This window comes from Streptomyces sp. NPDC048291 (genome assembly GCF_043201715.1).
Classification (GTDB): domain Bacteria; phylum Actinomycetota; class Actinomycetes; order Streptomycetales; family Streptomycetaceae; genus Streptomyces.
Genome location: NZ_JBICZC010000002.1, coordinates 268969 through 294940 on the forward strand (window position 1 = coordinate 268969; position 25972 = coordinate 294940).

Genomic DNA, 25972 nt, shown 5'->3' on the forward strand with positions numbered 1-25972 from the left:
TGACCAACGCCTACTGGCCAACACATGTTGGCCAACGCTTGTTGGCAAGCCTAGGGCGGGTCGATTTCGCAGTCAACACTTGTTGGCCCACGAGTGTTGGCCTACGCTCGTTGGCATGATCGATACCCCCAGTGGAAACACCGGCGAGGTGAACGGCCCGGTGAACGGCCCGGTGAAAGGCTCGGTGAACGGCCCGGTGAACGGCCCGGCTGCGCGCCGCTCCGACGCCAGCCGCTCCGCCATCCTGGCCGCCGCCCGCGAACGCTTCGCCGCCGACGGCTACGAGCGCGCCACCATCCGCGCCATCGCCAAGGACGCCCGCATCGACCCCTCGATGGTCATGCGCTACTTCGGCAGCAAGGACGGCCTCTTCGCCGCCGCCGTCACGCTCGACCTGCGGATGGCCGACGTGTCCCAGGTGCCGCCCGCCGAGGTCGGCCGGGCGCTGGTGAGCCACTTCCTGGACATCTGGGAGGCGAACGAGGAACTCACCGCGGTGCTGCGGGTCGCCGTCACCAACAAGGCGGGGACCGAACGCCTCCAGGACATCTTCCGGCAGCAGGTGGTGCCGGTGGCGGCGCGGGTGTGCCCGGACCCCGAGCAGGTGGTGACACGGGCGGGGCTGTGCGCCGCGCAGCTGATGGGGCTCGCGCTGACCCGTTACGTGCTGCGGCTGCCGCCGGTCGTGGCGCTGGCGCGCGAGGAGATCACGGCGTGGCTCGGGCCGACCGTGCAGCGGTATCTGACCGCGCCGAGCCCGTGAACGACGCGCCGGGAGCGAAGCGCCGAGGGCGCCGGTCGGCTCCCGTACGTGCGGTACGTACAGGAGGCGACCGGCGCCCTCGGCGGAACAGGAGCAGGGGGCTCGGGGCCCTCGGGTCTACGCCTTGGCCTTCGGCTTGACGACCCGGACCTTGGACTTGTCCAGCACCATCACCAGGCCCGCGATGACCGCGAACAGCACGAGCGGGGCCAGGACGTAGAGACCCAGCGTCTGGACGACGCTCAGGCCCTTGCCGGGGTCGTCACCGTCGTCACGCGTGAGCGCGAGGGCGGGCGACGACATGAGCAGCATCATCAGCGTCGTACCGGCAGCCAGGGCGCCGGCGCGCAGGGCGTTCTTCTTGTCCACGAAGCCAAAGTTAGCTGGCCCATCCGGGTGGCGCGCGTCCGGGGTACCCGTAAGCCGTCCTGGCCCGGCGCACGGGAGGATCTCCGGAAAAAGGTGACGTGGATTGTCACCTTTGGCGGGCACCGTGGTGCCATGGACAAGGACATCAGCACCCAGGACGCCGAAGGCCCACTCGCCGGACGGATCGCGCTCGTCGCCGGGGCCACCCGCGGGGCCGGACGCGCCCTCGCCGTCGAACTCGGCCGCGCCGGCGCCACCGTCTACGTCACCGGCCGCACCACCCGCGAGCACGCCAGCGAGGTCGGCCGGACCAAGGAGACCATCGAGGAGACCGGGGAACTGGTCACCGCGGCCGGCGGCACCGGCATCGCGGTCCCCACCGACCACCTGGACCCCGACCGGGTCCGGGCCCTCGTCGAGCGGATCGGCCGTGAACAGGGGCGGCTCGACATCCTCGTCAACGACCTCTGGGGCGGCGAGCACCTGCTCGTCGGCTCCGTCTTCGGCAAGAAGAGCTGGGAGACACCGCTCGCCGACGGGCTGCGCATCCTGGACCTCGGGGTGCGCTCGCACCTGATCACCGCGGCACTCGTCCTGCCGCTCCTGCTCCGCTCGGACGCGCCGCTGCACGTGGAGGTCACCGACGGCACGGCGGTCACCAACCGCCGCTACCGCGAGAACCTCTACTACGACCTCGCGAAGAACGCCCCCATCCGCATCGCCTTCGGGCTGGGCCAGGAGCTGGCGGAGTACGGGGGCACGGCGGTCGCCGTCACGCCGGGCTTCCTGCGCTCGGAGCAGATGCTCGCCCATTTCGGCGTGACCGAGGAGAACTGGCGCGGCGCCGTCGCCCAGGACCCGCACTTCGCCGTCGCCGAGTCGCCGCACTACCTCGCCCGCGCGGTCGCCGCGCTCGCCGCCGACCCGGACCGGGCCGCCCGCTGGAACGGCAGGTCCACCTCCAGCGCGGAGCTCGCCAGGACGTACGGCGTACGGGACGTGGACGGCAGCAGGCCGGACGCCCTGGCGTACTTCGAGGACGTCCTGTACGGCGGGAAGGACGGCTCGCCGGACGACTACCGCTGACCTCCGGCCTGTCTCGGCCTGACTCGGCCTGACTCGGCCTGACTCGGCCTGACTCGGCCTGACTCGGCCTGACTCGGCCTGACTACCGCCGGTCCTCCGGCTCCGCGCCGTACACGGCGGCGAGGGCCCGCGCGTGTTCGCGGAAGCGGGCCCTCAGACCCGCCGGGGCCAGCACCTCCACGTCCGCGCCCAGCCCGGTCAGCTGGCCGAAGGCGACGTCCTCCGACTCCACCGGCAGGTCGAGCGTGACCCGCCCGGCGGCGTCCGGCGCGGTCGCGGACGCGGATGCCAGCGCGACGGCCACGCCGGCCGGGTCCGCCACGGCGGGCAGCCGGCGCAGGCCGCGTCCGGTCAGCCGTACGGTGACGGTCGTGCGCAGCAGCGCCCGGGCGAACCCGGAGGCGTGCGCCTGCCAGTGCGCGGCCAGGTCGAAGGACGGGTCGCGGACGAAGCGTTCACCGGCGCCGGGGGCGGAGGCGGAGGCGGAGGCGAGTGCCGTGACGCGGTCGACGCGGTAGGTGCGCCAGGCTCCGTCCCCGCCGTCCCCGCGGTCCCCACCGTCCCCGCCGGGCCGTTCGGCCGGGATCCGGCCCACGACGTACCAGACGCCCGCTTTCAGGACGAGCCCGTACGGCTCCAGCAGGCGGGTCACCGTGCGGGACGGCGCGCCGTCCCGGCCCGGTCGCGCGTAGTCCAGTCGGACGGTGCGGTCGGCCCACACGGCGCGGGCCAGCTCCGGCAGCAGCTCCGGCGCGGACGGCTCGCGGAACCAGGCCGGGGCGTCCAGGTGGAAGCGGCGCACCGAGGACTCGGCCGCCGCGCGCAGCGAGGGGAGCAGGGTGGCCGACAGCTTCAGCCGGGCCGTGTCCGCCGCGTCCGACAGGCCCAGATCGCGCAGGGCCGCGGGCAGACCGGAGAGGTAGAGCGTCTCCGCCTCGGTGGGATGCAGCGTGGTGAGCCGGGTGCGGTGGCCCGGCGCCAGGTGGTAGCCGCCCGCCCGGCCGCGCTCGGACCGGATGGGGACGCCCGCCTCCTGGAGCGCCTGGGCGTCACGGATCACCGTGCGCCGGGAGACGTCCAGCTCGCGGGCGAGGGCGTCGGCGGTCAGTCCGGGGCTCGACTGGACGAGAAGCGCCATGCGGATCAGGCGGGCGGCACGCATGGTTCAAGGATCGTGGACCGGCGCCCCGAACGACCCACGCCCCGACTTCCGACCCCCGGCCCCCGGCCCCCGGCCGCCTGACGCCAGCGGGCCGGGGGCCGGGAGCCGGGAGCCGAGTCGTCGTCACCCCGTGGACGGGCTGTCCGTGTGCAACGGGCTGTCCGTGTGCAACGGGCTGTCCGTGTGCAGGGTCCGGAACAGTGCCCGTACCCGTTCCGAGGCCGTCAGCTCCTCCAGGGTCACCGGGCGGCCCTTCGTGTCGGCGATCGGGAGGCGCCAGTTCGGGTACTGGTCCCAGGTGCCGGGGAGGTTCTGGGGGCGCCGGTCGCCGACGGTGTCCGGGAGCCAGACACCGATCATCCGGGCCGGGGTGCGGAGCAGGAAGCGGTGGACGGCCCGGATCTCGGCCTCCTCGTCGCCGGACTCGGAGGCGGCGAGCAGGCCCAGGCGGGTGAGCAGGGCCAGCCACTCCGCGGTGTCGGCCGCCGCTTCGGCGCGTTCCTCGGCGAGCGGGCGGGTGAGCAGGCCGAGGCGGTCGCGGAGTTCGACGTGTTCGCCGGTGAGGCGGGCGGCGGTGGGCGGCAGGTCGTGGGTGGTGGCGGTGGCGAGGCAGTCGGCGCGCCAGTGTTCCGGGGGCAGCGGGCGGCTGTCGCCCTCCCAGTCCCGTTCGAACCAGAGCACGGACGTGCCGAGCACCCCGTGCCGCTGGAGCGTCTCGCGCACCCCCGGCTCCACCGTGCCGAGGTCCTCCCCGATCACCACCGCGCCGGCCCGGGTCGCCTCCAGAGCCAGCAGGGCCAGCATGGCCTCGGCGTCGTAGCGGACATAGGTGCCCTCCGTCGGCGGCCGGCCCTCGGGCACCCACCAGAGCCGGAACAGGCCCATCACGTGGTCGATGCGCAGGGCGCCCGCGTACCGGAAGAGGGCGCGCAGGAGTTCGCGGAAGGGGGCGTGGCCGGAGGCGGCGAGGCGGTCCGGGCGCCAGGGCGGCAGGCCCCAGTCCTGGCCGCGGGCGTTGAAGGCGTCGGGCGGGGCTCCGACGGACATCCCGGCGGCGAAGTGGTCCTGCTGGGCCCAGGCGTCGGCGCCCGCGGGGTGCACGCCGACGGCGAGGTCGTGCACGATCCCGATGGGCATCCCGGCCTCGCGGGCGGTGAGCTGGGCGGCCGTGAGCTGGGTGACGGTGAGCCAGGCGAGGCGGGCGTGGAATCCGACGCGGTCGGCCAGCTCGGCGCGGGCGCGGGCGGTCTCCGGGGAGCGGGGGTCGCGCAGGGCCTCGGGCCACCGGTGCCAGTCGGAGCCGTGCCGCTCGGCGAGCGCGTACCAGGTGGCGTGGTCCTCCAGGGCCTGGCCCTCCGCGGCGCGGAAGGCGTCGTAGGCGGCCTGCCGGCCGGGGGCGAGCGGGGCGGCGGCGGCCGTCTCCAGTGCCTCCCGCTTCAGCTCCCACACGGCGTCCCGGTCGATGAGGGCGCCCTGGTCGAGGACGGCGGAGCGCAGGTGTCCGGCGCGGTCGGTGAGGGCGGGGTTTGCGGTGTACTCGGGGACGGCCTCCGGTCGCAGGTGGACCGGGTCGGGGAAGCGGCGGGAGGAGGGCCGGTAGGGGGACGGGTCGGTCGGGGCTCCGGGTACGGCCGCGTGCAACGGGTTGACCTGCACGAATCCGGCGCCCGCGGTGCGTCCGGCCCAGTCGGCCAGCTCGGCGAGGTCGCCGAGGTCGCCCATGCCCCAGGAGCGGCGGGACAGCAGCGAGTAGAGCTGGACGAGGATGCCGTACGAGCGGCCGGCGGGGGCGGGCAGCCGGTCGGGGGCGACGACCAGGTGGGCTCGGGCGCTGCGGCCGTCGGGTGCGGCGGCGGTCAGCAGGTGGACCCCGGGCGGCAGACCCGCCACGTCGTCCCGGGTCTCCCCGTCCTCCGTCCGCACCTCCAGGCGGGTGCCGGCGGGCAGGCCGAGGGCGATCTCGCCGGTGCCCGCCCAGTGGACGACGGTCGGCGGCAGCAGCCGTTCGGCGAGTTCCCGCTCGCGGTCGGCGAGGGCGGTGCGGACGGCCTCCGGGCTGCCCGCGTCGACGCCCAGGGCGCCCAGCGCGGCGGTCACGGCACCGGCGGAGGCGGTGACCGTACGGTCCGGGGCGGGGCGGTAGGAGGTGGCGACGCCGTGCAGCTCAGCGAGCCGGCGCAGCCCCGGGTCCAGGGCTTCGTTCATCTACAACCCCGGCTCGCTGGTCAGCGGGACCGCGTCGGCCAGCGGCGGTTCGCTGGTGAGGGGCTCGGCGTCGGGCAGCGGCGGCTCGCTGGTCAGCGGGGCCTCGGCGCAGGCGCTCTCGGCGCTGAACGCGCACAGGTGGAACTCCTCCTCGGTCTCCACCGGGGGTTTGAACTGGGCCGGGATCGGATGATGAACCGTTGCGGCCACGGCGGCCTCCTCGTCTGTCGTCGGGTACGGCGGCGAATGCCGGGTCCTGGCAGGCCTACCCCGTGAGCGGGACGGCACTCTCGCCGGAAACCGAACCGACTATTCACTCAGTACATATCCTCGGTGCATACTGATCTCCATGAGTACCCGGCACATCCTCCTGGGGCTGCTGGAGGCCGGCCCGAGCCATGGCTACGACCTCAAGCGACGCCACGACGAGCGCTTCCCGCAGGCCCGCCCGCTGGCCTACGGGCAGGTCTACACGACCCTCCAGCGCCTGGTCCGCGACGGCCTGGCGGAGGTCGACGGCACCGACGCGGACGGCGGCCCCGAGCGGACCCGCTACCGCTCGACGGAGGCGGGCGCGCACGAACTGGCCCGGTGGGCGGGGGCGATCACCCCGCCGGCGCCGTTCGTGGCGAACGAGATCTTCGCCAAGGTCGTGGTGTCGATCCTGGCCGGCGGCGACCCGGCCGCCTACCTGCGCGACCAGCGGGCCGCGCACATGGAGCGGATGCGGGAGCTCACCGCCGTCAAGACGGCGCGGAAGGCCGATCTGACGACCGTGCTCTCGGCGGACTTCGCCCTCAACCACCTCGACGCCGACCTCCGTTGGATGACCACGACGGCGGCCCGGCTCACCACTCTGACCACGGAGGTCGACTCGGCATGAGCACCAAGGGGGACACCCCGATACCGCTTCTGGCGGGCCGGGACCTGGCCAAGGCGCACGGCAGGACCGAGGCCCTGCGCGGCGCCTCGGTCGGGCTGCGGGCGGGCGAGATCCTGGCCGTGACCGGCGCCAGCGGCAGCGGGAAGTCCACGCTGCTGCACTGCTTCGCCGGGATCGTCCGGCCGGACGCGGGCTCGGTGACGTACGCCGGGGAGCGGCTGGACCGGCTGCCAGAGAAGCGGCTGAGCGAGCTGCGGCGGACCGACTTCGGGGTGGTCTTCCAGTTCGGGCAGCTGATCCCGGAGCTGACGGCGCTGGACAACGTGGCGCTGCCGCTGATGCTCGCGGGGACGGCCCGTGCGGACGCGCGGGCGCGGGCCGGCTGTTCCTGGTGGCGACCGTCCTGCTGGGGGTGTCCGCGCTGTTCATGGTGGTGGCCGTGTTCGTGCGCGACCCCTTCGCGCTCCCCCTGTTCGGGCTGGGCGTCGGCCCGCTCGTGGTCTTCTCCCTGTGCCTGCTGGTGGGGGCCGTTGCGGTGTGGCTGGCGGGCTGGTCGTCCCGGTGGCTGGGCTCGGCGCTCGCCGCCCGCACCGGGAGCCCCGCGGTGCTGATCGCGGCGGAACGGCTGCGCGAGGACCCGTGGGCGGCGGCCCGGACGCATGCGGCCGTGCTGCTGGTGACGGTCGTCGGCACGGCCTTCGTGGGGGTGCGGCAGGTGCTCCTCGCCGACCTGCGCGCCTCCGAGCGCGAGGGGCACCTCGGAATGGGCCTGTCGTACTACACCGACGGGCTCGACCTGACGGCCGCCGCGATCCTCGTCGCCCTGGCGATCGTCCTGTCCGCGCTCGCCGTGGGCACCGCGGAGTCCCTGGCCACCCGGCGCCGGGGCCTGGCGGTCCAGACCGCGGCCGGGGTGCCGCACGGGGTGCTGGCCCGGGCGATGCTGCTGGAGACCGCGCTGCCGCTGCTCCCCGCGGTCACGGTGGCGGGCGCGGGCGGCTTGGGGATCGGGGCCCGGTACTCCGCGCTGGTCACAGAGCACGCCGCCGCGGGGGCGCCGTACGCCGCGCTGCTGGTCCCGGTGGGCGTGTACGCGTGCTGCCTGCTCGCCGCGGCCACCTCGCTGCCCCTGCTGCGCCGCTCGGTGCGCCCGGCGGAGCTGCGCTACGTGTGACCGCCGCACGTATGACCGCCGCGTGATGTCAGGACGGGCGCCCGGTCCCGGGGGCGCAGGGGAGCCCCGGGGCGGGGGCGGGCGCGTCGCGAAGGGCCCCGTGGCCGAGCCGGCGGCCACGGGGTATGCGAAGGCCCGGATCGTCAGGCGGAGATGCCGTCGATCCGGGCCAGGGCGTCGTCCGCGCCGTACGGCTGCAAGTACGGCAGCCAGCGCGGGTCCCTATGGCCGGTCCCGATGATGCGCCAGGCCAGGCCGGTGGGTGGGGCTGGTTTGTGCCGCAGCCGCCAGCCGATCTCGAAGAGATGGCGGTCGGCCTTGACGTGGTTGCAGCGGCGGCAGGACGCCACCACGTTGTCCCAGACGTGCTGACCCCCGCGACTGCGCGGGATGACGTGGTCGACGCTGGTTGCGACGCCACCGCAGTACATGCACCGGCCCCCGTCGCGCGCGAAGAGCGCCCTGCGGGTGAGAGGAACGGGCCCCCGGTAGGGAACCCGTACGAATCGCTTGAGCCGGACCACGCTGGGTGCGGGGACTGTGACGGTTGCGCTGTGCATATAGGCGCCCGATTCCTCCAAGGCGACAGCCTTGTTCTCCAGGACGAGGACGAGCGCGCGGCGGAGCGGTACGACGCCGAGCGGCTCGTACGACGCGTTGAGGACCAGGACATGCGGCACGGGTGCCTCCTTGGGCGTCGGCGACGCGTGGCTCGCGCCGGGACGATCTGTGGCCAGTCTCCCCTCATGCCTGGTGGACGCGCCACCATCTCCCGGTAACGGGCTGGGAGTGTTTTCGACCACACCGCATTCATCCCCCGGTCGCCGCCCTGTTCAAGCGGGCGTGAGCACGGTCTCTCCTTCTCGTAATCGGTGCGGCGCACACACAATGCCCCGTTAGTGTGGTGATCCTGCCCGTCCGGTGACCTTTTCGTGACCTTGAACCAGTCGTACGACCCGTGACCGCCGTACCGGAGGGCAGTACCGCACCGCCTGGAGGTACCCGCCGTGTCCTTGCCCGCCGTCCTACTGGCCGCCGGTTCGTCGCCGTCGCCGAGCCCCTCGGGTTCGTCGACCCCGGCGGTGCCCACGCTCCAGGACGCCCAGGAGAGCGCCACCAACGCCGCGAGCTGGGTCGAGCAGAACTGGTCGACCTGGCTGGCGATCGGTCTGAAGGTGCTGCTGATCCTGGTGATAGCGGTGCTGCTCAGAAGGGTCGTGCTGCGGTCGATAACCAAGCTCATCGACCGTATGAACCGCACGGCCGAGTCGGCCGAGGGCACCACCCTCGGGGGGCTGCTGGTCAACGCCGAGCGGCGGCGGCAGCGGTCGCAGGCGATCGGGTCCGTGCTGCGGTCGGTGGCGAGCTTCGTGATCCTGGGCACGGCCGCGCTGACGGTGCTGTCCGCCTTCCAGATCAACCTCGCGCCGCTGCTGGCCTCCGCCGGTGTGGCCGGTGTGGCGATCGGTTTCGGCGCCCGGAACCTGGTCACGGACTTCCTGTCCGGCGTGTTCATGATCCTGGAGGACCAGTACGGCGTCGGCGACTCGATCGACTCGGGCGTCGCCTCCGGCGAGGTGGTCGAGGTCGGCCTGCGCGTGACCAAGCTGCGCGGGGCCAACGGCGAGATCTGGTACGTCCGCAACGGCGAGATCAAGCGGATCGGGAACCTCTCGCAGGGCTGGGCCACCGCGGGTGTCGACGTCACCGTGCGGTCCAACGAGGACCTGGACCGGGTCCGCGCCACCCTCGACGAGGTCGCCGAGAAGATGGCCAAGGAAGAGCCCTGGAACGAGGTCCTGTGGGGCCCGATCGAGGTGCTCGGCCTGGACTCCGTGCTCATCGACTCGATGGTGGTCCGCGTCTCCGCGAAGACCATGCCGGGCAAGGCGCTGACCGTCGAGCGCGAGCTGCGCTGGCGGATCAAGCGGGCGTTCGACGCGGCCCACATCCGCATCGTGGGCGGCGAGACGGCCGTCCTCCTGGACGAGGAGATCCCGGAGCGCGCGGCCGGGGTGGCGGCGCCGTCGGCGTTCTCCGACTCGGACTCGCCGCAGGTGGCGGCCACGACGCCGATCGCTCCGCCGCGGTCGGCGACCGGCGGACGGTAGCGGAACGGTTCAGCACGCCCGTTCGAGTAAACGATGGGGCATTCCGGCGCCGAGCGCGCGGGGGTGCCCCATCGTTCTGCCGGGGCACCCGGCGCGGGCTTAGCCTGGCACCAGTACGACGAGGAGAACCAGGGATGAGCGCCGAACCGATCATGGAGAAGGTCATGACGGAGCAGGACCCCATCGATCTGTTGATCGCGATCGAGGAGGCGTCGGTAGCGCCGATTCGACCCGAGTACGTCGAGGGGATGGCCATCGTGCCGCCGCAACCGGATGACCAGCACAACGCCGGCGCCTTCCAGCTCGCCGTCCAGTTCTTCACGACAGGGCTCGACCTGGCGGGCATGGGCAACGGCTATCGAGGAGCGCACCAGGACGGCAGCACCATGGCCCTGGTCATCCCGGACTTCTATGTCCTGCGACGCTCGCCGACGGAACTCGACGAGGCCTACCGCAAAGCCCACAAGGGCTGGTACCCCATCGACATGGTTGCGCTGGTCGGCGAGGTGACGTCGACCAATCACGCGATCGACACCGGCGCCAAACTGGCGACCTACGCCGCCGCCGGCGTCCCGGTCTACGTCCTCATCGACCGCCACGCCAAGACCGCCCACTGCTACACCGACCCCGTTCTCCCCGGCGACGACCCCACCGAGGCGTACTACAGGACCGACGAGAAGGTGAGCCTCGGCGACCCGCTCCCGCTGCCGGCTCCCTACCCCACCCTCGACACGGCCCCCTTCCGGGGGGACTGAGCGGGCCTCGGGTCAGCGGTGTTCGAGGGTGCGCACTATCTGGCAGAGTGCGAGGAACACGGCGCCGTGGTTGAGGGGGGCGTCCGTCGTGAGGCCTTTGCCCGCCCGGACCTCGATGCGGGTCTCGCCCGAGGACTCGTCGAAGGCGACCGTGCCGTCCGCCGTCGCCCTGCCCCGGAACGGACGCCAGTGGAAGCCGAGCGGGTTGCCGTCGCCGACCTCGGACGCCCGCGGGGCCGCACCCAGTTCGGCGCGGACGAAGGAGAGCGGAACGCCGGTGAGGGTGTACGTCTGGGCGCGGTCGAGGGCGCTCTCGGAGACCGGGATACCCAGCCCGCGCGCCGCGCGTACCAGCGAGCGGACCCGCCAGGCAGCTCTCAGCGCCGAGAGCAGAAACCAGACCAGTGCGAACTCGGCCGCCTCGCTCAGCGTCGACCAGGCGAAGCCGCGGAAGAGGAGGGCGATGACGCACAGCATCAGCGCCAGCCACGCGCTGTCGGCGAAAGTGTGCCGCAGCATCCGTGCGAGCAGCCGTCTCCGGTGCACCATCCCGGTCCCCGCCCTCCTGGTCGACGTCGGGGTCAAAGAGCAGAGAACGCCGAGAAGAACCTCGTTGACCAGCACGGACGGGGATCGTGACGCAGCCGTGATCACAAACCGGCCGGTGGCCTGATTCAGACGGTCTTCACAGGTCCCCCGCGTTCTCCCCGCAACCGCGATGATCTATGGTCAGGCCACTACGGGCCCTTGTTCTGGAGCGCGACGTCGCCCGGGGGCCCGTCTCGAATGTGGGGAAACATGAGAAAACTCGCCATAGGCACCGCGCTGTCCGGTGCCCTGGCCCTGGCCGGCATCGCGGCGCCCGCCGCCTCCGCGGCCACTCCGAACCTGGTCTTCTCCGACGTGACCGTGAACAAGGGCAAGGCGATCGTCGTCGGCACCACCAAGACGGTGAACGTGCCGGTGACGTACACGCTGACCCGGCCGGCCGACCTGGTCATCGACAACAAGAAGACGTTCGCCGCCGTGATGCTCTACCGCGGCACGCTGAAGTCGCTCGGCAACGAGCTGGACCCGGAAGTCATGCCCGTCTGCACGACGACCGCCACCACGGACACCACGGTCACCGAGAGCTGCACCGAGACCCTCCCGGTCGACCCGGGCGACTACCTGTACGAGGCCGCGGACGCCACCACGTGGAAGGCCGGGGGCCTCTACGCCCACCTCGACGCCACCGTCTCGGACGACTTCCTCAGCACCGAGTCCGACGTGGCCATCTGGGGCAACCTGACCACGGCCAAGGTGCAGCGCGCCGCCAAGCTGACCGCCGACGCCTCCCCGGAGCCGGTGGCCAAGGGCAAGACGATCACCGTCAAGGGCAAGCTGACCCGCGCCGACTGGGACTCCCAGTCGTACAAGGGCTACTCGGGGCAGAAGGCCGTCCTGCAGTTCCGCGCCGCGGACAGCAAGACCTACACCAACGCCAAGGGCATCACCTCCGGCACCGGCGGCGCCCTGTCCACCACGGTGAAGGCGTCGAAGAGCGGCTACTACCGGTACGTCTTCGCGGGTACGACGACCACCGCGGCGGCGACGGCCACGGGTGACTACATCAAGGTGAAGTGACGGCCCACCGCCGCCGCGACACCCCGCAGGGCCCGTCCGGATCTCCCGGGCGGGCCTTTCGCATGCCCCTTCGCATACCCCTTCTCATGTCCAAGCCCAGGTAACGACTGGGTTGCCGCCCCGGCGGGCTATTGACGCTCTCCTTCCGGCGGCCTACGTTTTCCAGCCAACAGGAAACTTTCCTAACAGTGATCAACGGATGGACGCTTCGGGCGGGTCACCCGGGTGGACCGGAGGTCCGGGTCACTGGGAAACTGAGCGGCTGGAAAGGCAGGTGTCGAACCCCATGGCAGGAACCGCCGGTACGCCGGGCACCCCGCGCGTTCTGCGTGCCATGAACGACCGCGCCGCACTGGACCTGCTGCTGGAGCACGGCCCGCTCTCGCGCACCCGGATCGGCAAGCTCACCGGCCTCTCCAAGCCGACCGCCTCCCAGCTGCTGGCCCGCCTGGAGGCGGCCGGGCTGGTGCTGGCGACCGGCACCAGCGAGGGCCGGCCGGGCCCCAACGCCCAGCTGTACTCGGTGAACCCGCGCGCGGCGCACGCCGCCGGCCTCGACGTCAACCCGGGCCGGATCCGGGCCGCCGTCGCCGACGTCACCGGCCGCACGGTCGGCGAGTACGAGCTGCCGACCCCCGGCCGCCGGTCCGCGCAGTCCGTCGTACGGCAGGTCACCGACGCCCTGGACGGCGCCGTGAAGGCGGCCGGGCTGGCCCGGGACGACGTGCACCGGGTCGTCGTCGGCACGCCGGGCGCCTTCGACCCGAACACCGGCCGGCTACGGTACGCCTCGCACCTGCCCGGCTGGCACTCCCCCGCACTGCTCGACGAGCTCGCCGCCGCGCTGCCGATGCCGGTCGAGTACGAGAACGACGTCAACCTCGCCGCCATCGCCGAACAGCGGCTCGGCGCGGCCCGCGGCCACGGCGACTTCGTGCTGCTGTGGAGCCAGGAGGGCCTCGGTGCCGCCCTGGTCCTCGGCGGCCGGCTGCACCGCGGCTGGACCGGCGGCGCCGGCGAGGTCGGCTTCCTGCCGGTGCCGGGCACCCCGCTGGTCCGCCAGGTCACCAAGGCCAACAGCGGTGGTTACCAGGAACTCGCCGGTTCGCAGTCCGTGCCCCGGCTGGCGCGCGAACTGGGCATCGAGGACCTGCCGGCCGGATCGTACGACGAGGTGGCCGCCGAACTCGTCGCGCGCGCCGCCGACCACGCCTCCGGCCCCTACCACCAGCTGCTGCGCACCTACGCGACCCGGCTCGCCACCGGTCTCGCCTCCCTCGTCTCCGTCCTCGACCCCGAACTCGTCGTCCTCAGCGGCACCGCCCTGACCGCCGGCGGCGAGGTGCTGCGCGCCCTCGTCCAGGCCGAACTGGAGGAGCTGGCCGCCGCCCGGCCGCGGCTCGTCGTCGGCGACGTCCGTCAACACCCCGTGCTGCGCGGCGCGCTGGAGAGCGCGCTCGCGACCACCCGCGACGAGGTCTTCGACACCTCGCGCTGAGCCCCCTCAGACCCCCGCACAGCCAGTCCTTCCCTCGCACACCGCCCGCCCCGGGAGATCTCGCCATGCCCATACCCTCCGCTGCCCGAAAGACGGCTTTTGCCCTGACCGCGGCGGCCAGTTCGCTGGCCCTGCTCACCGCCTGTACCGGCCAGTCGTCCTCCGGTGCCTCCGACGACGCCTCCGCGAACACCACCATCAACTTCTGGCACGCCTGGAGCGCCCCGAACGAGGTGAAGGCGGTCAACGCGCTGATCGCCGGCTTCGAGAAGGCGCACCCCAACATCCACGTCAACGTCGTCAGCAACATGACCGACGACAAGATCAACCAGGCGCTGCGCAGCGGCGGCGACAAGGCCCCGGACGTCATCTCGTCGTTCACCACCAACAACGTGGGCAAGTTCTGCTCCTCGGGCGCGCTGGTCGACCTCAACCCGTTCTTCAAGAAGGCCGGCATCGACCCGGAGACGACGTTCCCGAAGGCGATGAACGAGTACACCCAGTACGACGGCAACCGCTGCACGGCGCCGCTGCTCGGGGACGCGTACGGCCTCTACTACAACAAGACGGCGTTCAAGGCGGCCGGCATCACCAGCCCGCCGAAGACCTGGACCGAATTCACGGCGGACGCCAAGAAGCTGACGATCAACCAGGGCGACAGCTACAAGCAGCTCGGTTTCATGCCGGACTACCACGGCTGGGAGACCACGACCGAGCACTACGCGGCGCAGTTCTCGCCGACGTACTTCACCTCCGACGGCAAGTCGAACATAGCCAAGGACCCGGCTTTCACCGAGGCGTTCACGCTGCAGAAGAACCTGGTCGACGAACTCGGCGGATTCCAGAAGCTGGAGAAGTACCGGGCGACGCTCGGCGACGAGTGGGGCGACAAGCACCCCTTCCAGACCGGTCAGGTCGCCATGCAGCTCGACGGCGAGTGGCGGCTCGGGATGGCCGTGGACGCCAAGACGAAGTTCGACATCGGCGTCGCGCCGCTGCCCGTGCCCGACGACCAGGTCGCGCAGTACGGCAAGGGCTACATCACCGGCACCATCGCCGGTATCGCCGCCACCAGCAAGAAGCAGAACGCGGCCTGGGAGTTCGTCAAGTACATCACCACGGACACCGACGCGGTGGTGAACTTCTCCAACGCCATCCACAACGTGCCGTCCACGCTGGCCGCCCTGAAGTCGCCGAAGCTGACGTACGACCCGCGGTTCAAGACCTTCCTGGACATCGCCGCGAACCCGAACTCCACGACGTCGCCCGCCTCCATCAACGGCGGTGTGTACCTGGCGACGATCCAGAACTTCGGATACGACTACGAGAGCGGCAAGGTCAAGGACCTCAAGTCCGGTCTGGCGGCCACGGCCAAGCAGATCGACACGGACATCGCGCAGGCCAAGTAGCGATGAGCACCATCACGTTGGCGTCGAAGCGCCGCCGGTCGGCGCTTCGGACGGTCGCTTTCATGTCGCCCTGGCTGATCGGGTTCGCGGTGTTCTTCGCGTACCCGCTGATCTCCACGGTCTATTTCTCGTTCATGCACTACGACGGCTTCAAACCGCCGACGTGGAGCGGCACGAAGAACTGGACGTACGTCTTCGAGCACTACCCCTACTTCTGGCCCGCGCTGCGCAACACCCTGTGGCTGGTCGTCGTGATGGTGTCGCTGCGGGTCGTCTTCGGCCTCGGCGTCGGCATGCTGATCACGAAGATCAAGACGGGTACGGGGGTCTTCCGGACCCTCTTCTACCTGCCCTACCTGGCCCCGCCGGTCGCGGCGACCATGGCGTTCGCGTTCCTGCTCAACCCCGGTACCGGGCCGGTCAACTCGATCCTGGAGAAGGTCGGCATCCCGGCCCCGGGCTGGTTCAACGACCCGACCTGGTCCAAGCCGGCCCTGACCCTGCTCGCGCTGTGGGGCGTCGGCGACCTGATGGTCATCTTCATGGCCGCGCTGCTCGACGTGCCGAAGGAGCAGTACGAGGCGGCGGAGCTGGACGGCGCGTCGGCCTGGCAGCGGTTCCGGTTCGTCACGCTGCCCAACATCTCGCCGATCGTGATGTTCGCGGTCGTGACGGGTGTCATCCAGACGATGCAGTACTACACCCAGCCGCTCATCGCCGGAAAGGTCGCCTCGGGCGTCATCCAGGGCGCGGGCACCCAGTTCGAGCCCGGCTATCCCGAGAAGTCGACGCTCACCCTCCCCCAGCTGGTCTACAACCTCGGCTTCCAGCGCTTCGACTACGGCTCCGCGTGTGTCGTCGCCCTCGTGCTCTTCGCCCTGTCCATGGTGTTCACCGCGTTCCTGATGCGGCGCCGGGGCGGTCTCATCCAGGCAGGTGACTGACGATGACCCAGGTACTGGACCGGCCTGCGGAGCTGAAGGCCCCGGTGTCGGAGGCCGAACGCACCGCCCGCCGCAAGGCGTTGCTGAACTGGGTGGCGGTGCACTCCCTCGGCGTGGCCGCCGCCCTGTTCTTCACCCTCCCCTTCGTGTTCGTGTTCCTGACCTCGCTGATGAGCGACAGCCAGGCGCTCAGCCGGGACCTGATCCCGCACACCTGGGAGTGGGGCAACTACAGGAAGGTGTTCGACACCCCGGGCTTTCTGACCTGGTGGAAGAACACCCTGATCTACGCCGGCCTGGGCACCGTCCTGACCGTGGTGTCCTCGCTCCCGGTGGCGTACGCGCTCGCCAAGTTCCGCTTCCGGGGCCGCAATCTGTCCCTCATGCTGGTGATCTCGATGATGATGCTGCCGCCTCAGGTGGTCATCATCCCGATGTACCTGTTCTGGGCGAAGCAGCTTGACCTGTCCGGCACGCTGTGGCCGCTGATCGTGCCGATGGCGTTCGGCGACGCGTTCTCCATCTTCCTGCTCCGCCAGTTCCTGATGACGATCCCGAACGAGTACCTGGACGCGGCGAAGGTGGACGGCTGCGGCGACCTCAGGACCCTGCTGCGGGTGGTGATCCCGATGGCCAAGCCGGGCATCGCCGCCGTCGCCCTCTTCCAGTTCTTCTACGCCTGGAACGACTACTTCGGCCCCCAGATCTACGCCTCGGAGAACCCGGGCGCCTGGACCCTCTCCTACGGCCTGGAGTCGTTCAAGGGCATGCACCACACCGACTGGAACCTGACCATGGCCGCGACCGTGCTGGTCATGGCCCCCGTGATCCTCGTCTTCTTCTTCGCCCAGAAGGCGTTCGTCGAAGGCGTCACGCTCACCGGAGTGAAGGGTTAACCCATACATGCTGCATCTCCCCGGGGGACAACCCCCGGACCCCCGGCCGAACGATTCGATCACCGACGCCCGGAAGCGGAGGATTCCCCAGTGAAACTCACCGTGGTCGGCGGAGGCTCGACCTACACCCCCGAACTCATCGACGGCTTCGCGCGGCTGCGTGACACCCTGCCCGTCGAGGAACTGGTCCTGGTCGACCCGGCCGCCGAACGCCTGGAGCTGGTGGGCGGACTGGCCCGCCGGATCTTCGCGAAGCAGGGCCACGGCGGCCGGATCGTCACCACCTCGGACCTGGACGCGGGCGTGGAGGGCGCCGACGCGGTGCTGCTGCAACTGCGCGTCGGCGGCCAGGCGGCCAGGCAGCAGGACGAGACGTGGCCGCTGGAGTGCGGCTGCATCGGCCAGGAGACCACCGGCGCCGGCGGCCTGGCCAAGGCCCTGCGCACGGTCCCGGTCGTCCTGGACATCGCCGAACGCGTCCGCCGCACCAACCCGAACGCCTGGATCATCGACTTCACCAACCCGGTGGGGATCGTGACCCGCGCCCTGCTCCAGGCCGGCCACAAGGCGGTCGGGCTGTGCAACGTGGCGATCGGCTTCCAGCGCAAGTTCGCGAACCTGCTCGGTGTCACGCCGTCCGAGATCCACCTGGACCACCTCGGCCTCAACCACCTCACCTGGGAGACGGCGGTCCGCCTCGGCGGCCCCGAGGGCGAGAACGTCCTGCCCAAGCTGCTCGGGGAGCACGGCGAGACGATCGCCGCCGACCTGAAGCTGCCCCCGGCGCTCCTCGACCGCCTCGGCGGGGTGATCCCCTCCTACTACCTGCGCTACTACTACGCGCACGACGAGGTGGTGCGGGAGCTGCGCACCAAGCCGTCCCGGGCGGAGGAAGTCGCCGCGATGGAGAAGCAGTTGCTGGAGATGTACGGCGACCCGGCCCTGGACGAGAAGCCGGAGCTGCTCGCCAGGCGGGGCGGCGCCTACTACTCGGAGGCGGCCGTCGACCTGGCCGCGGCCCTGCTCGGCAGCGCCGGCAACCCCTACCAGGTCGTCAACACGTACAACGGCGGCACGCTGCCCTTCCTCCCCGACGACGCGGTGATCGAGGTGCAGGCGGCGGTGGGCCAGGCCGGGCCGAGGCCGCTGCCCGTCCCGGACGTCGACCCGCTGTTCGCGGGCCTGGTGGCGAACGTGACGGCCTACGAGGAACTGGCCCTGGAGGCCGCCCTGCGCGGCGGCCGGGACCGCGTCTTCCGGGCCCTCCTCTCCCACCCCCTGGTCGGCCAGTACGAGTACGCCGACGCCCTGACCGACCGACTGATCGCGCACAACCGGGAGCACCTCGCGTGGGCCTGACCGCAAGTGTCCTCGCCATCGACGCGGGCAACAGCAAGACCGACGTCGCGGTGGTGGCGGCGGACGGCGAGGTCCTCGCCACGGCCCGGGCGGGCGGTTTCCGGCCGCCGGTGGTGGGCGTGGAGCAGGCCGTGGACGAGGTGGCCGCGGCGGTCGCCGAGGCGTACGGCGCCGCCGGGGTCACCTCGGCCGCCCACGTCTCGGCGTGCCTGGCCAACGCCGACTTCCCGTTCGAGGAGGAGCAGTTGGCCGCCGCGCTGGCCACGCGCGCGTGGGGGACGACGGTGGAGGTCCGCAACGACACCTTCGCGATCTTCCGGGCCGGTGTCACCGAGCCGCGCGGGGTCGCCGTCGTCTGCGGCGCCGGCATCAACTGCGTCGGCATGCGCCCCGACGGCCGCACCGCCCGCTTCCCCGCCCTCGGCCGCATCTCCGGTGACTGGGGCGGCGGTTGGGGGCTGGCGGAGGAGGCCCTGTGGCACGCGGCCCGCGCGGAGGACGGCCGCGGGGAGCGTACGGCGCTGGCCCGCGCGCTCCCGGCGTACTTCGGGTACGACAGCATGCTCGCGCTGATCGAGGCACTGCACCGGGAGGAGGTCGAGCCCGCCCGGCGGCACGAGCTGACGCCGGTGCTGTTCGCGACGGCGGCCGACGGCGACCCGGTGGCCCGGGCGGTGGTGGACCGGCTGGCGCAGGAGGTGGTGGCGATGGCGGTGGTCGCGCTGACCCGCCTGGACCTGCTGGACGAGGAGACGCCGGTGCTGCTCGGGGGTGGCGTGCTGGCCGGCGGTCATCCGCAACTCGACGACGGGGTACGCGAGTTGCTGGCGGCGCGGGCGCCGAAGGCGGTGCCGAGGGTGGTGGCGGCGCGGCCGGTGCTGGGTGCCGCGCTGCTGGGGCTGGACGTGGTGGGGGCGGGGGTGGCCGTGCAGGAGAGGGTGCGGCGGTACTTCGAAGGGTGACGGTGGGTGGGGCGGGGGGTGGGGACGCTCACCGGCGCTCGCCGGGTGCCGCCGCGCCCACCCGTGCCGCCCCAGCGGCACGACTGCCCGCGGCTGAGGAGCCCCGCAAGGGGCGCGGGGAACTGCGCGACCGGCCCCCACCGGCCCGCGGCGGAGCGGGGGCCCGAGGCTGAGTCTTCCAGGGGCGCGGGGAACTGCGCGTGCAACCCCCGCCGGCCCGCGCCCCGGAACGCACCGTCACCACCCCTCAGGAACCGAACCGATTCCCCCGGCGTATTCATGGGCAGGGGTTCCGCTGCGATCCGATCAAGATCCAGTGAAGGCCGGTGCCGAATGTCAGTCCGGGCGGCGATACTGGGCGGCGACCGGATGACCATGGGGGAGGTCAAGTGACACACCCGCCGACGAAGAGCGCGGCACCGCCGGGCGCGGGCACCGTGCTGCCCGCGCAGCGGGCCGGCTCCTCCCCCGCGCCCGACCCGGCGCCCCCGCGCCGCTCCGCGTTCGCGGAAGGCGCCGACCGGCTCCGCACCGCCGCCACCACCGAACCCGGCCGGCTCCGCGTCATCGGCGCCGTCCTCGCCGCGCTGATCGTCGCCTTCGGCGCCGTCACCGCCTGGCAGATGACCGACCGCGCGGCCGCCGCCGACGACGTGCTGCACCGCAGCCAGCCGCTGAGTTCGGGCGCGGCCGACATCTACCGTTCGCTGGCGGACGCCAACACCGCCGCCTCCAGCGGCTTCCTGGCGGGCGGTCAGGAGACGCCCGCCTCCCGCGCCCGGTACGAGAAGGACATCTCGACCGCCGCCGCGAAGCTCGTCACCGCCGCCGCCAACTCCGAGCCCGGCTCGCCCTCCGAGGCGGCCATCGCGAAGCTGAACACGCTGCTGCCGGAGTACAAGGGGCTGGTCGAGCGGGCCAGGGTGTACAACCGGCAGGGCTACCCGGTCGGCGGCGCCTACCTGCGGTACGCGAACGAGAAGATGCAGCTGGAGATGCTCCCGGCCGCGCAGGACCTCTACACGAAGGAGAACGCGCGCCTCGCCTCCGACTACTCGGACGCGACGCCGTACCCCTGGGCGGCCATCGTCCTCGGCCTCCTCGCGCTCGCCGCGCTCGCCTGGGCCCAGCTGCGCCACTACCGCCGGACCAACCGCCTGCTGAACCACGGCCTGGTCGCGGCCTCGGCGGCCACGGTGGTCACGCTGCTGTGGCTGGTCGTCGGCCACACCCTGGCCCGGGCCGGTCTGGACGGCTCCTACGACCACGGCGTCCGCTCGCTGAACGTGCTGCACGACGCCCGGATCGCCTCCCTGAAGGCGCGCGGGAACGAGAACCTGAGCCTGGTGGCGCGCGGCGCCGAGACGGTCACGGTCGGCGGGCAGACGTACGACGCGTACTACTACGACTTCGACAAGGACATGACGGCGCTCGGCAAGGGCCTCACCGAGGCCGCGGCGCTCGCGGACGACACGGCCGGCAGCAAGCCCGTCGTGGCGGCCCAGGGGAACATGAAGGTGTGGAAGGAGCGGCACGCCGACGCCCGCACCGAGGACGAGAACGGCGACTACCAGGCGGCGCTGGACAAGGTGATAGGCACGAAGGGCGCGACCGCCGAGTGCTTCGACAGCGTCGACACGAACCTGAAGAACGCGCTGGCGTACGAGGAGACCCGGTTCAAGGAGCAGGCCACCGACGGGCGGGACGCGATGTCCGGACTGCCCATCGGAGCCGCCATGCTGGGGGTCGCGGCGGCGGCCGGCGCGCTGTTCGGCATCGGGCGCAGGCTTTCGGAGTACCGGTGAGAGGGGGCGTGACGATGTTCGTGCGGCGGATGAGGGCCTCCCTGCGCGGCTGGGGCGGAGTGGGCGCGATGGCGGTCGGCTGCGCCCTGGCGCTGGCGTTCGTCCTGCTGCTGCCGCTCACCCAGTCCCGCGGTGCGGGCGGCCAGGGCGAGGGGCTGGGCGGTCCGGGGCTGGCGACCGGCAGCCCGGCGAAGGCCGACGACTGCGTCGACTCCCAGGCGCAGAACGAGACCTGGTCGCCGTCGGGCGCGGACGGGTCCACCATCGACGCCATCAAGGCCCGTACCGGCGCCAAGCGGAAGCTGATCGTCGGCGTCGACCAGAACAGCTACCGCTGGGGCTACCGCAACCCGAACAACTCCGATGCGGAGCTTGAGGGTTTCGACATCGACCTGGTGCACCGGATCGCCCAGGACATCCTCGGCGACCCGGACGCGGTCCAGTTCAAGGCGATTCCGACGAGCCAGCGGATACCGGCGATACAGGACGGCCGCGTCGACATGGTGGTGCGCACGATGACCATCAACTGCGACCGGCTGAAGGACGTCGCCTTCTCCGCGCCGTACTTCAAGACCGGGCAGCAGGTCCTCGCCCCCAAGTCGTCGTCGATCACCGGGTACAACGGCACGCTGGCGCACAAGAGGATCTGCACGGCGGCCGGTTCGACCGCGTACGCCAAGCTGGACGCCGACCGGAAGTCCGGGAAGCTCGCCGCCTCGACGGACATCTCCACCACCGTCCCCAACCAGCTCGACTGCCTGGTGCGGCTGCAGCTCGGCGAGGTCGACGCCGTGGTCACCGACGGCGCGCTGGCCGCCAGCCAGGCCGCCCAGGACCCGACGGTCGAGCTCAAGGGCGCCCCCTTCACGACCGAGTACTACGGGGTGGCGATGAAGAAGGACGCGACCGATCTGGTCCGCCGGGTCAACGAGATCCTGGTGGAGTACCGGTCGGACGGCTGGCAGGCGTCGTACGACAAGTGGTTGTCGGCGACACTGGGAGCGGACTCGACGGCGTCGAAACCACCCGCGCCGCAGTACCTGCGCACCAGCTGACCCGCATCCGCGAGGCCCAGCCCCGACGAGCAAGCGAGAGGTGATCGATGGGCGTCACGGACCCCGCCGGGCCGGTGATGGACCGGGACGAGGTGGACCGTGCGCTGGCGCGGCTCGGCGCGGAGCACGAGGCGATCGAGACCTCGCTGCTCGCCCTGCAGGACCACGCGGGCCGCAGGCTCCTCGAAGGGGCCGAGCTGACCGGGACGACCCGGGAGCGGTGGACGTCCGCCGAGGCCTCGATCACCCTGCTGTGGGCGTATTTCGACGCCTACACGGACGCGTTGCGCTCCGCCCGGGAGATCAGGGCGAGACGCCGCTGGTCCAGCCGTGAGGACCTGGTGGAGCTGACCGAGCTGCTGCGCGGCGAGTCCGTGACGGTGGCGGGCAGCGCGACCGCGACGGCGAACGCGCCGACCCTGCTGTCGGCGCCCGGCCGGCTCAGCGAGCGGTTCTCGCTGAGCGGTCTGGTCGACCGGATGAACGAGCTGTACGCGACCTCGCTGAACATGGTCGTCACCGCCGACGCGGTGTGGTCGGCGCTGCCCGCGCGGATCGATTTACTCGCCGCCGAGCTGCAGCGCACCCGCACGCTGGCGCACTCCGTCGGGGTGCGCCCGGGCGAGCACCCGGCCGGTGACGACCTGGAGCGGATCACCCGCATACTGACGAGGCTCCGCGAGGACGTGGTCTCCGACCCGCTGGCGTTCTGGGTTCCGGCGCCGGGGAGTTCGGCGCCCGGCGGCGGCCGTCCCGACACCACGGTGTACGACCGGGAGGCGCGGGCGCTGGAGGAGGTGCGGCGGGAGATCGACGCCGTGCTGACGGTACGGCAGGACGCCGAGGCCCGGCTGATCAAGCTGCGGGACGTGCTGTCCCGCGCGGACCGCACCCTCGCCGAGGCGCGCACCGCGCGCGGCGAGGTGCTTGCGAAGATCGCGGCGACCGAGGTGCCGGTGGTCAGCGGCCCGCCGACCGTGCTGCAGGAGCAGCTGGCGACGGCCGCCGAGTACCGCAGAGGGGCCCAGTGGCACCGCCTGTCGCCGCTCCTGGAGTCCCTGGAGCAGAAGGCGGAGGACGAACTGCTGCGCGCCCGTGAGTCGTTGACGGCGGTCACCGCGCCGCTCGCGGTCCGCGCGGAGCTGCGCGGCCGGCTGGACGCGTACAAGGCGAAGGTGGCCCGGCACGGGCTGGCGGAGGACCCGTTCCTGATCGAGCGGTACGACGCGGCCCGGCGGATGCTGTGGAGTGCGCCCTGCGATCTCCGGGTCGCGGAGCAGGCGGTGCTGCGCTACCAGCGGTCGGTGGCCGAGGCGCTGGGGGCGCCGCGGGTGCCGCAGCAGAGCGGGCCCGAGGACCGGAGGGGGGAGTAGTCGTGAGTCAGGCGGGAGAGAACTGCCAGCGGCCGGGCTGCGAGGGGTCGTACGAGGACGTAGGCGGCGGTGAGCTGTACTGCGACACCTGCGGTCTGGCGCCGGTCGTCTCCGCTGGGGGTCCCCCCTCTGGGGGAGGGATGGTCGGTTCGCCGCCCACCGGGATCACGGCCGGCGGCAGGGGCTCGGCGGGCAGCGGGAGTTCGGGGTCGAGCAGCCGCGGCAGCAGCCGCAGTTCGCGTACGTCGTCGCAGTCGTCGAAGTCGCGGCGCTCGGTCTCCGGGCGGCTGTCGCGGTCCCTGTCGGGGAAGTCGACGGGCCGTTCGGTGTCGGTGCGCAGCTCCGGTTCCTCTGCGAGCACGTCCGGGCGCAGCCGGCTGGGCGCCGGTCTGGTCACGGTGCCGCAGGTGCCGAAGCCGGACCCGCGCGAGATGGTCCAGGAGAACCCGGAGGTGCCGGAGCGCAAGCGGTTCTGCTCGCGGGCGGACTGCGGGGCGCCGGTCGGGCGGGCCCGCGGGGAGCTGCCGGGCCGGACCGAGGGTTTCTGCACCAAGTGCGGCAACCCGTATTCGTTCGTGCCCAAGCTCAAGGGCGGGGACGTGGTGCACGGCCAGTACGAGGTCGTGGGCTGTCTCGCGCACGGCGGCCTCGGCTGGATCTACCTCGCGGTGGACCGGGCCGTCTCCGACCGCTGGGTGGTCCTCAAGGGCCTGCTGGACACCGGCGACCAGGACGCGATGGCCGCAGCGATCTCCGAGCGGCGGTTCCTCGCGGAGATCGAGCACGCCAACATCGTGCGGATCTACAACTTCGTCGAGCACCTGGACCAGCGCACCGGCTCCCTCGACGGCTACATCGTCATGGAGTACGTCGGCGGCAAGTCCCTCAAGGAGATCGCCAACGACCGCCGTACCCCGGAGGGCCGCCGCGACCCGCTGCCGGTGGAGCAGGCGTGCGCGTACGGCATCGAGGCTCTGGAAGCCCTCGGTCACCTGCACAGCCGCAACCTCCTGTACTGCGACTTCAAGGTCGACAACGCCATCCAGACCGAGGACCAGCTCAAGCTGATCGACATGGGCGCGGTGCGCCGGATGGACGACGAGGAGTCGGCCATCTACGGCACGGTCGGCTACCAGGCCCCGGAGGTCGCCGAGGTCGGCCCGTCGGTCGCCTCCGACCTGTACACGGTCGGCCGGACCCTCGCGGTCCTCACCTTCGACTTCCAGGGCTACACGACCGTCTTCGTGGACTCGCTGCCCGACCCGGACAACATCGAGGTGTTCCGGCAGTACGAGTCGTTCTACCGGCTGCTGGTCCGGGCCACCGACCCCGACCCGGCCCGCCGGTTCGCCTCCGCGCAGGAGATGGCGGAGCAGCTGACCGGTGTGCTGCGCGAGGTCGTCTCGGTGCAGTCCGGCACCGCCCGGCCCGCGCTGTCCACACTGTTCGGGCCCGAGGTGAAGGTCACCGACACCGAGCTGTTCCCGAAGCTGGACGGGGACGTGTCCCGGCTGGGCGCACGGGCGGTGGCCTCCCGGTCGCTCGCGCTGGAGGCGCCGGGAGGGGCCGCGGCCCCCGCCGACCCCGCCCTGGTGAGACCCATCGCCACGCCGGCCGCCGCGCTCGCCCTGCCGGTCCCGCTGGTCGACCAGAGCGACCCGAACGCCGGTTTCCTGGCGGGTCTGTCGACCTCCCTGGTGGGCGAGGTCAGCCTGCTCACCGCGCTGGCCGCGGCGCCGGCGCAGACCGTCGAGACCGAGCTGCGGCAGGTCCGCGCCCGGCTGGAGAACGGCGACTTCGAGGCCGCGCTGGTGAGCCTCGGCCGGCTGGAGGACGAGCGGCCGGACGACTGGCGGGTGGTCTGGTGCCGGGGCCTGGCAGGCCTGGTCACCGGCGACTTCGAGGGCGCGGCGCTCGCCTTCGACGCGATCTACGACGCCTTCCCCGGCGAGACCGCGCCGAAGCTGGCGCTCGGCCTGTGCGCGGAGGTGCTCGGCCAGCTGGACAACGCGGCCGAGTACTACCGGCTGGTGTGGGCGACCGACCCGGGCTTCGTCAGCTCCGCGTTCGGCCTGGGCCGGGTGCAGCTGGCAGCCCGGGACCGGCGGGGTGCCGTACGGACGCTGGAGTCGGTGCCGGAGGCCTCGATCCACTACACGGCGGCCCGGGTGGCGGCCGTACGGGCGCGGCTGCGGCACCGGACCGCGGCGGCCGACGACACGCCGTTCCTGGACGACCTGACGGCAGCCGCCGGGCAGATCGAGGCGCTGGACGCGTACGGTCTGGATCCGGCCCGGCGCGAGCAGTTGTCGGCGGAAGTCCTCGGCTGCGCGCTGGACTGGATACTCTCCGGAGGCCAGGACTCCCAGCCGACCGTCGGCCGGGTGCTGCTCGGCAGCGGTCTGGACGAGCGGGGCCTCCGCTTCGGCCTGGAACGCTCGTACCGCACGCTGGCCAGACTGGCGACCGGCGGTGAGGAGAGGATCGACCTGGTGGAACGGGCCAACCGTTACCGCCCCCGGACGTGGGTGTAGTTG

At 72.1% G+C, this 25972-nt stretch carries 23 protein-coding genes; 17 read left to right on the top strand and 6 right to left on the bottom strand.

From position 1 onward, the window contains the following. Window positions 1-115: 115 nt before the first annotated feature. A complete protein-coding gene (locus ACGF5O_RS05495) occupies window positions 116-763 on the top strand; it encodes a TetR family transcriptional regulator (protein WP_393808603.1) in 648 nt (215 codons plus the stop codon). Window positions 764-880: 117 nt separating this feature from the next. Here the strand turns inward: ACGF5O_RS05495 and ACGF5O_RS05500 are convergent, their stop codons facing one another. After that, window positions 881-1132 (bottom strand): hypothetical protein, encoded by a 252-nt coding sequence (locus ACGF5O_RS05500; RefSeq protein WP_393808604.1) that lies wholly within the window; start codon window positions 1130-1132, stop codon window positions 881-883. 132 nt (window positions 1133-1264) lie between these two features. On the opposite strand from ACGF5O_RS05500, the gene ACGF5O_RS05505 reads away from it, so the two are divergent. After that, entirely contained in the window at window positions 1265-2218 is a 954-nt protein-coding gene (locus tag ACGF5O_RS05505; protein WP_393808605.1) for an SDR family oxidoreductase, read from the top strand. 82 nt (window positions 2219-2300) lie between these two features. On the opposite strand, the gene ACGF5O_RS05510 is transcribed toward ACGF5O_RS05505, so the two are convergent. The 3 genes from ACGF5O_RS05510 to ACGF5O_RS05520 form a co-directional block, all read right to left on the bottom strand. Further along, window positions 2301-3380: a helix-turn-helix transcriptional regulator gene (locus ACGF5O_RS05510; protein ID WP_393808606.1), complete on the bottom strand. Its 1080-nt coding sequence runs from the start codon at window positions 3378-3380 to the stop codon at window positions 2301-2303. 123 nt (window positions 3381-3503) lie between these two features. Further along, window positions 3504-5585, bottom strand: a complete 2082-nt coding sequence (gene malQ / locus ACGF5O_RS05515) for a 4-alpha-glucanotransferase (RefSeq protein ID WP_393808607.1) — start codon at window positions 5583-5585, stop codon at window positions 3504-3506. Then, window positions 5586-5795 carry a hypothetical protein gene (locus ACGF5O_RS05520; protein WP_393808608.1) on the bottom strand — a complete coding sequence of 70 codons (210 nt, stop codon included), beginning with the start codon at window positions 5793-5795 and terminating at the stop codon, window positions 5586-5588. It abuts the gene before it with no gap. 139 nt (window positions 5796-5934) lie between these two features. Between ACGF5O_RS05520 and ACGF5O_RS05525 the strand changes: the two genes are divergently transcribed. Beyond that, the gene (locus tag ACGF5O_RS05525) at window positions 5935-6468 is read left to right on the top strand and encodes a PadR family transcriptional regulator (RefSeq protein WP_393808609.1); all 534 of its coding nucleotides are present in this window, start codon (window positions 5935-5937) and stop codon (window positions 6466-6468) included. Next, entirely contained in the window at window positions 6465-7079 is a 615-nt protein-coding gene (locus tag ACGF5O_RS05530; RefSeq protein ID WP_393808610.1) for an ATP-binding cassette domain-containing protein, read from the top strand. The genes ACGF5O_RS05525 and ACGF5O_RS05530 overlap by 4 nt, the downstream gene beginning before the upstream one ends. A gap of 706 nt (window positions 7080-7785) precedes the next feature. Here the strand turns inward: ACGF5O_RS05530 and ACGF5O_RS05535 are convergent. Continuing rightward, window positions 7786-8322, bottom strand: coding sequence for an HNH endonuclease (locus tag ACGF5O_RS05535; protein WP_181805740.1), 537 nt, complete (start codon window positions 8320-8322; stop codon window positions 7786-7788). 327 nt (window positions 8323-8649) lie between these two features. Between ACGF5O_RS05535 and ACGF5O_RS05540 the strand changes: the two genes are divergently transcribed. Then, window positions 8650-9753, top strand: a complete 1104-nt coding sequence (locus ACGF5O_RS05540) for a mechanosensitive ion channel family protein (protein ID WP_393808611.1) — start codon at window positions 8650-8652, stop codon at window positions 9751-9753. Window positions 9754-9887: 134 nt separating this feature from the next. Next, on the top strand, window positions 9888-10508 hold the full coding sequence (locus ACGF5O_RS05545) for a Uma2 family endonuclease (protein WP_393808612.1): 621 nt from the start codon (window positions 9888-9890) through the stop codon (window positions 10506-10508). Between the two features lie 12 nt (window positions 10509-10520). Here the strand turns inward: ACGF5O_RS05545 and ACGF5O_RS05550 are convergent, their stop codons facing one another. After that, the gene (locus tag ACGF5O_RS05550) at window positions 10521-11057 is read right to left on the bottom strand and encodes a hypothetical protein (protein ID WP_393808613.1); all 537 of its coding nucleotides are present in this window, start codon (window positions 11055-11057) and stop codon (window positions 10521-10523) included. Window positions 11058-11306: 249 nt separating this feature from the next. Between ACGF5O_RS05550 and ACGF5O_RS05555 the strand changes: the two genes are divergently transcribed. From ACGF5O_RS05555 to ACGF5O_RS05605, 11 genes are all read left to right on the top strand, one after another. Then, window positions 11307-12134 (top strand): hypothetical protein, encoded by an 828-nt coding sequence (locus tag ACGF5O_RS05555; RefSeq protein WP_393808614.1) that lies wholly within the window; start codon window positions 11307-11309, stop codon window positions 12132-12134. 286 nt (window positions 12135-12420) lie between these two features. Continuing rightward, window positions 12421-13632: an ROK family protein gene (locus ACGF5O_RS05560; RefSeq protein WP_393808615.1), complete on the top strand. Its 1212-nt coding sequence runs from the start codon at window positions 12421-12423 to the stop codon at window positions 13630-13632. Between the two features lie 65 nt (window positions 13633-13697). Next, window positions 13698-15041, top strand: a complete 1344-nt coding sequence (locus tag ACGF5O_RS05565) for an ABC transporter substrate-binding protein (protein ID WP_393808616.1) — start codon at window positions 13698-13700, stop codon at window positions 15039-15041. 2 nt (window positions 15042-15043) lie between these two features. Beyond that, window positions 15044-15985 carry a carbohydrate ABC transporter permease gene (locus ACGF5O_RS05570; RefSeq protein ID WP_393808617.1) on the top strand — a complete coding sequence of 314 codons (942 nt, stop codon included), beginning with the start codon at window positions 15044-15046 and terminating at the stop codon, window positions 15983-15985. 2 nt (window positions 15986-15987) lie between these two features. After that, window positions 15988-16881 (top strand): carbohydrate ABC transporter permease, encoded by an 894-nt coding sequence (locus tag ACGF5O_RS05575; RefSeq protein ID WP_388912689.1) that lies wholly within the window; start codon window positions 15988-15990, stop codon window positions 16879-16881. 90 nt (window positions 16882-16971) lie between these two features. Further along, complete coding sequence (locus ACGF5O_RS05580; RefSeq protein ID WP_393808618.1) at window positions 16972-18240, top strand: 6-phospho-beta-glucosidase; 1269 nt, start codon at window positions 16972-16974, stop codon at window positions 18238-18240. Continuing rightward, window positions 18231-19202 (top strand): N-acetylglucosamine kinase, encoded by a 972-nt coding sequence (locus ACGF5O_RS05585; protein WP_393808619.1) that lies wholly within the window; start codon window positions 18231-18233, stop codon window positions 19200-19202. The genes ACGF5O_RS05580 and ACGF5O_RS05585 overlap by 10 nt, the downstream gene beginning before the upstream one ends. Window positions 19203-19591: 389 nt before the next feature. Next, complete coding sequence (locus tag ACGF5O_RS05590; RefSeq protein ID WP_393808620.1) at window positions 19592-21007, top strand: hypothetical protein; 1416 nt, start codon at window positions 19592-19594, stop codon at window positions 21005-21007. 14 nt (window positions 21008-21021) lie between these two features. After that, window positions 21022-22062, top strand: coding sequence for a glutamate ABC transporter substrate-binding protein (locus ACGF5O_RS05595; protein ID WP_393808971.1), 1041 nt, complete (start codon window positions 21022-21024; stop codon window positions 22060-22062). A 47-nt stretch (window positions 22063-22109) separates the two neighbouring features. Continuing rightward, entirely contained in the window at window positions 22110-23435 is a 1326-nt protein-coding gene (locus ACGF5O_RS05600) for a hypothetical protein (protein WP_393808621.1), read from the top strand. Window positions 23436-23437: 2 nt separating this feature from the next. After that, window positions 23438-25969, top strand: coding sequence for a tetratricopeptide repeat protein (locus ACGF5O_RS05605; protein ID WP_393808622.1), 2532 nt, complete (start codon window positions 23438-23440; stop codon window positions 25967-25969). The last annotated feature ends 3 nt before the right edge of the window (window positions 25970-25972 follow it).

Bases quoted from the DNA above. Each gene is read 5' to 3' on its own strand.
- ACGF5O_RS05495 (WP_393808603.1), top strand. From the start codon at position 116: ATGATCGATACCCCCAGTGGAAACACCGGCGAGGTGAACGGCCCGGTG.
- ACGF5O_RS05505 (WP_393808605.1), top strand. From the start codon at position 1,265: ATGGACAAGGACATCAGCACCCAGGACGCCGAAGGCCCACTCGCCGGA.
- ACGF5O_RS05510 (WP_393808606.1), bottom strand. From the start codon at position 3,380: ATGCGTGCCGCCCGCCTGATCCGCATGGCGCTTCTCGTCCAGTCGAGC.
- malQ (WP_393808607.1), bottom strand. From the start codon at position 5,585: ATGAACGAAGCCCTGGACCCGGGGCTGCGCCGGCTCGCTGAGCTGCAC.
- ACGF5O_RS05525 (WP_393808609.1), top strand. From the start codon at position 5,935: ATGAGTACCCGGCACATCCTCCTGGGGCTGCTGGAGGCCGGCCCGAGC.
- ACGF5O_RS05530 (WP_393808610.1), top strand. From the start codon at position 6,465: ATGAGCACCAAGGGGGACACCCCGATACCGCTTCTGGCGGGCCGGGAC.
- ACGF5O_RS05545 (WP_393808612.1), top strand. From the start codon at position 9,888: ATGAGCGCCGAACCGATCATGGAGAAGGTCATGACGGAGCAGGACCCC.
- ACGF5O_RS05550 (WP_393808613.1), bottom strand. From the start codon at position 11,057: ATGGTGCACCGGAGACGGCTGCTCGCACGGATGCTGCGGCACACTTTC.
- ACGF5O_RS05555 (WP_393808614.1), top strand. From the start codon at position 11,307: ATGAGAAAACTCGCCATAGGCACCGCGCTGTCCGGTGCCCTGGCCCTG.
- ACGF5O_RS05560 (WP_393808615.1), top strand. From the start codon at position 12,421: ATGGCAGGAACCGCCGGTACGCCGGGCACCCCGCGCGTTCTGCGTGCC.
- ACGF5O_RS05565 (WP_393808616.1), top strand. From the start codon at position 13,698: ATGCCCATACCCTCCGCTGCCCGAAAGACGGCTTTTGCCCTGACCGCG.
- ACGF5O_RS05570 (WP_393808617.1), top strand. From the start codon at position 15,044: ATGAGCACCATCACGTTGGCGTCGAAGCGCCGCCGGTCGGCGCTTCGG.
- ACGF5O_RS05575 (WP_388912689.1), top strand. From the start codon at position 15,988: ATGACCCAGGTACTGGACCGGCCTGCGGAGCTGAAGGCCCCGGTGTCG.
- ACGF5O_RS05595 (WP_393808971.1), top strand. From the start codon at position 21,022: ATGTTCGTGCGGCGGATGAGGGCCTCCCTGCGCGGCTGGGGCGGAGTG.
- ACGF5O_RS05600 (WP_393808621.1), top strand. From the start codon at position 22,110: ATGGGCGTCACGGACCCCGCCGGGCCGGTGATGGACCGGGACGAGGTG.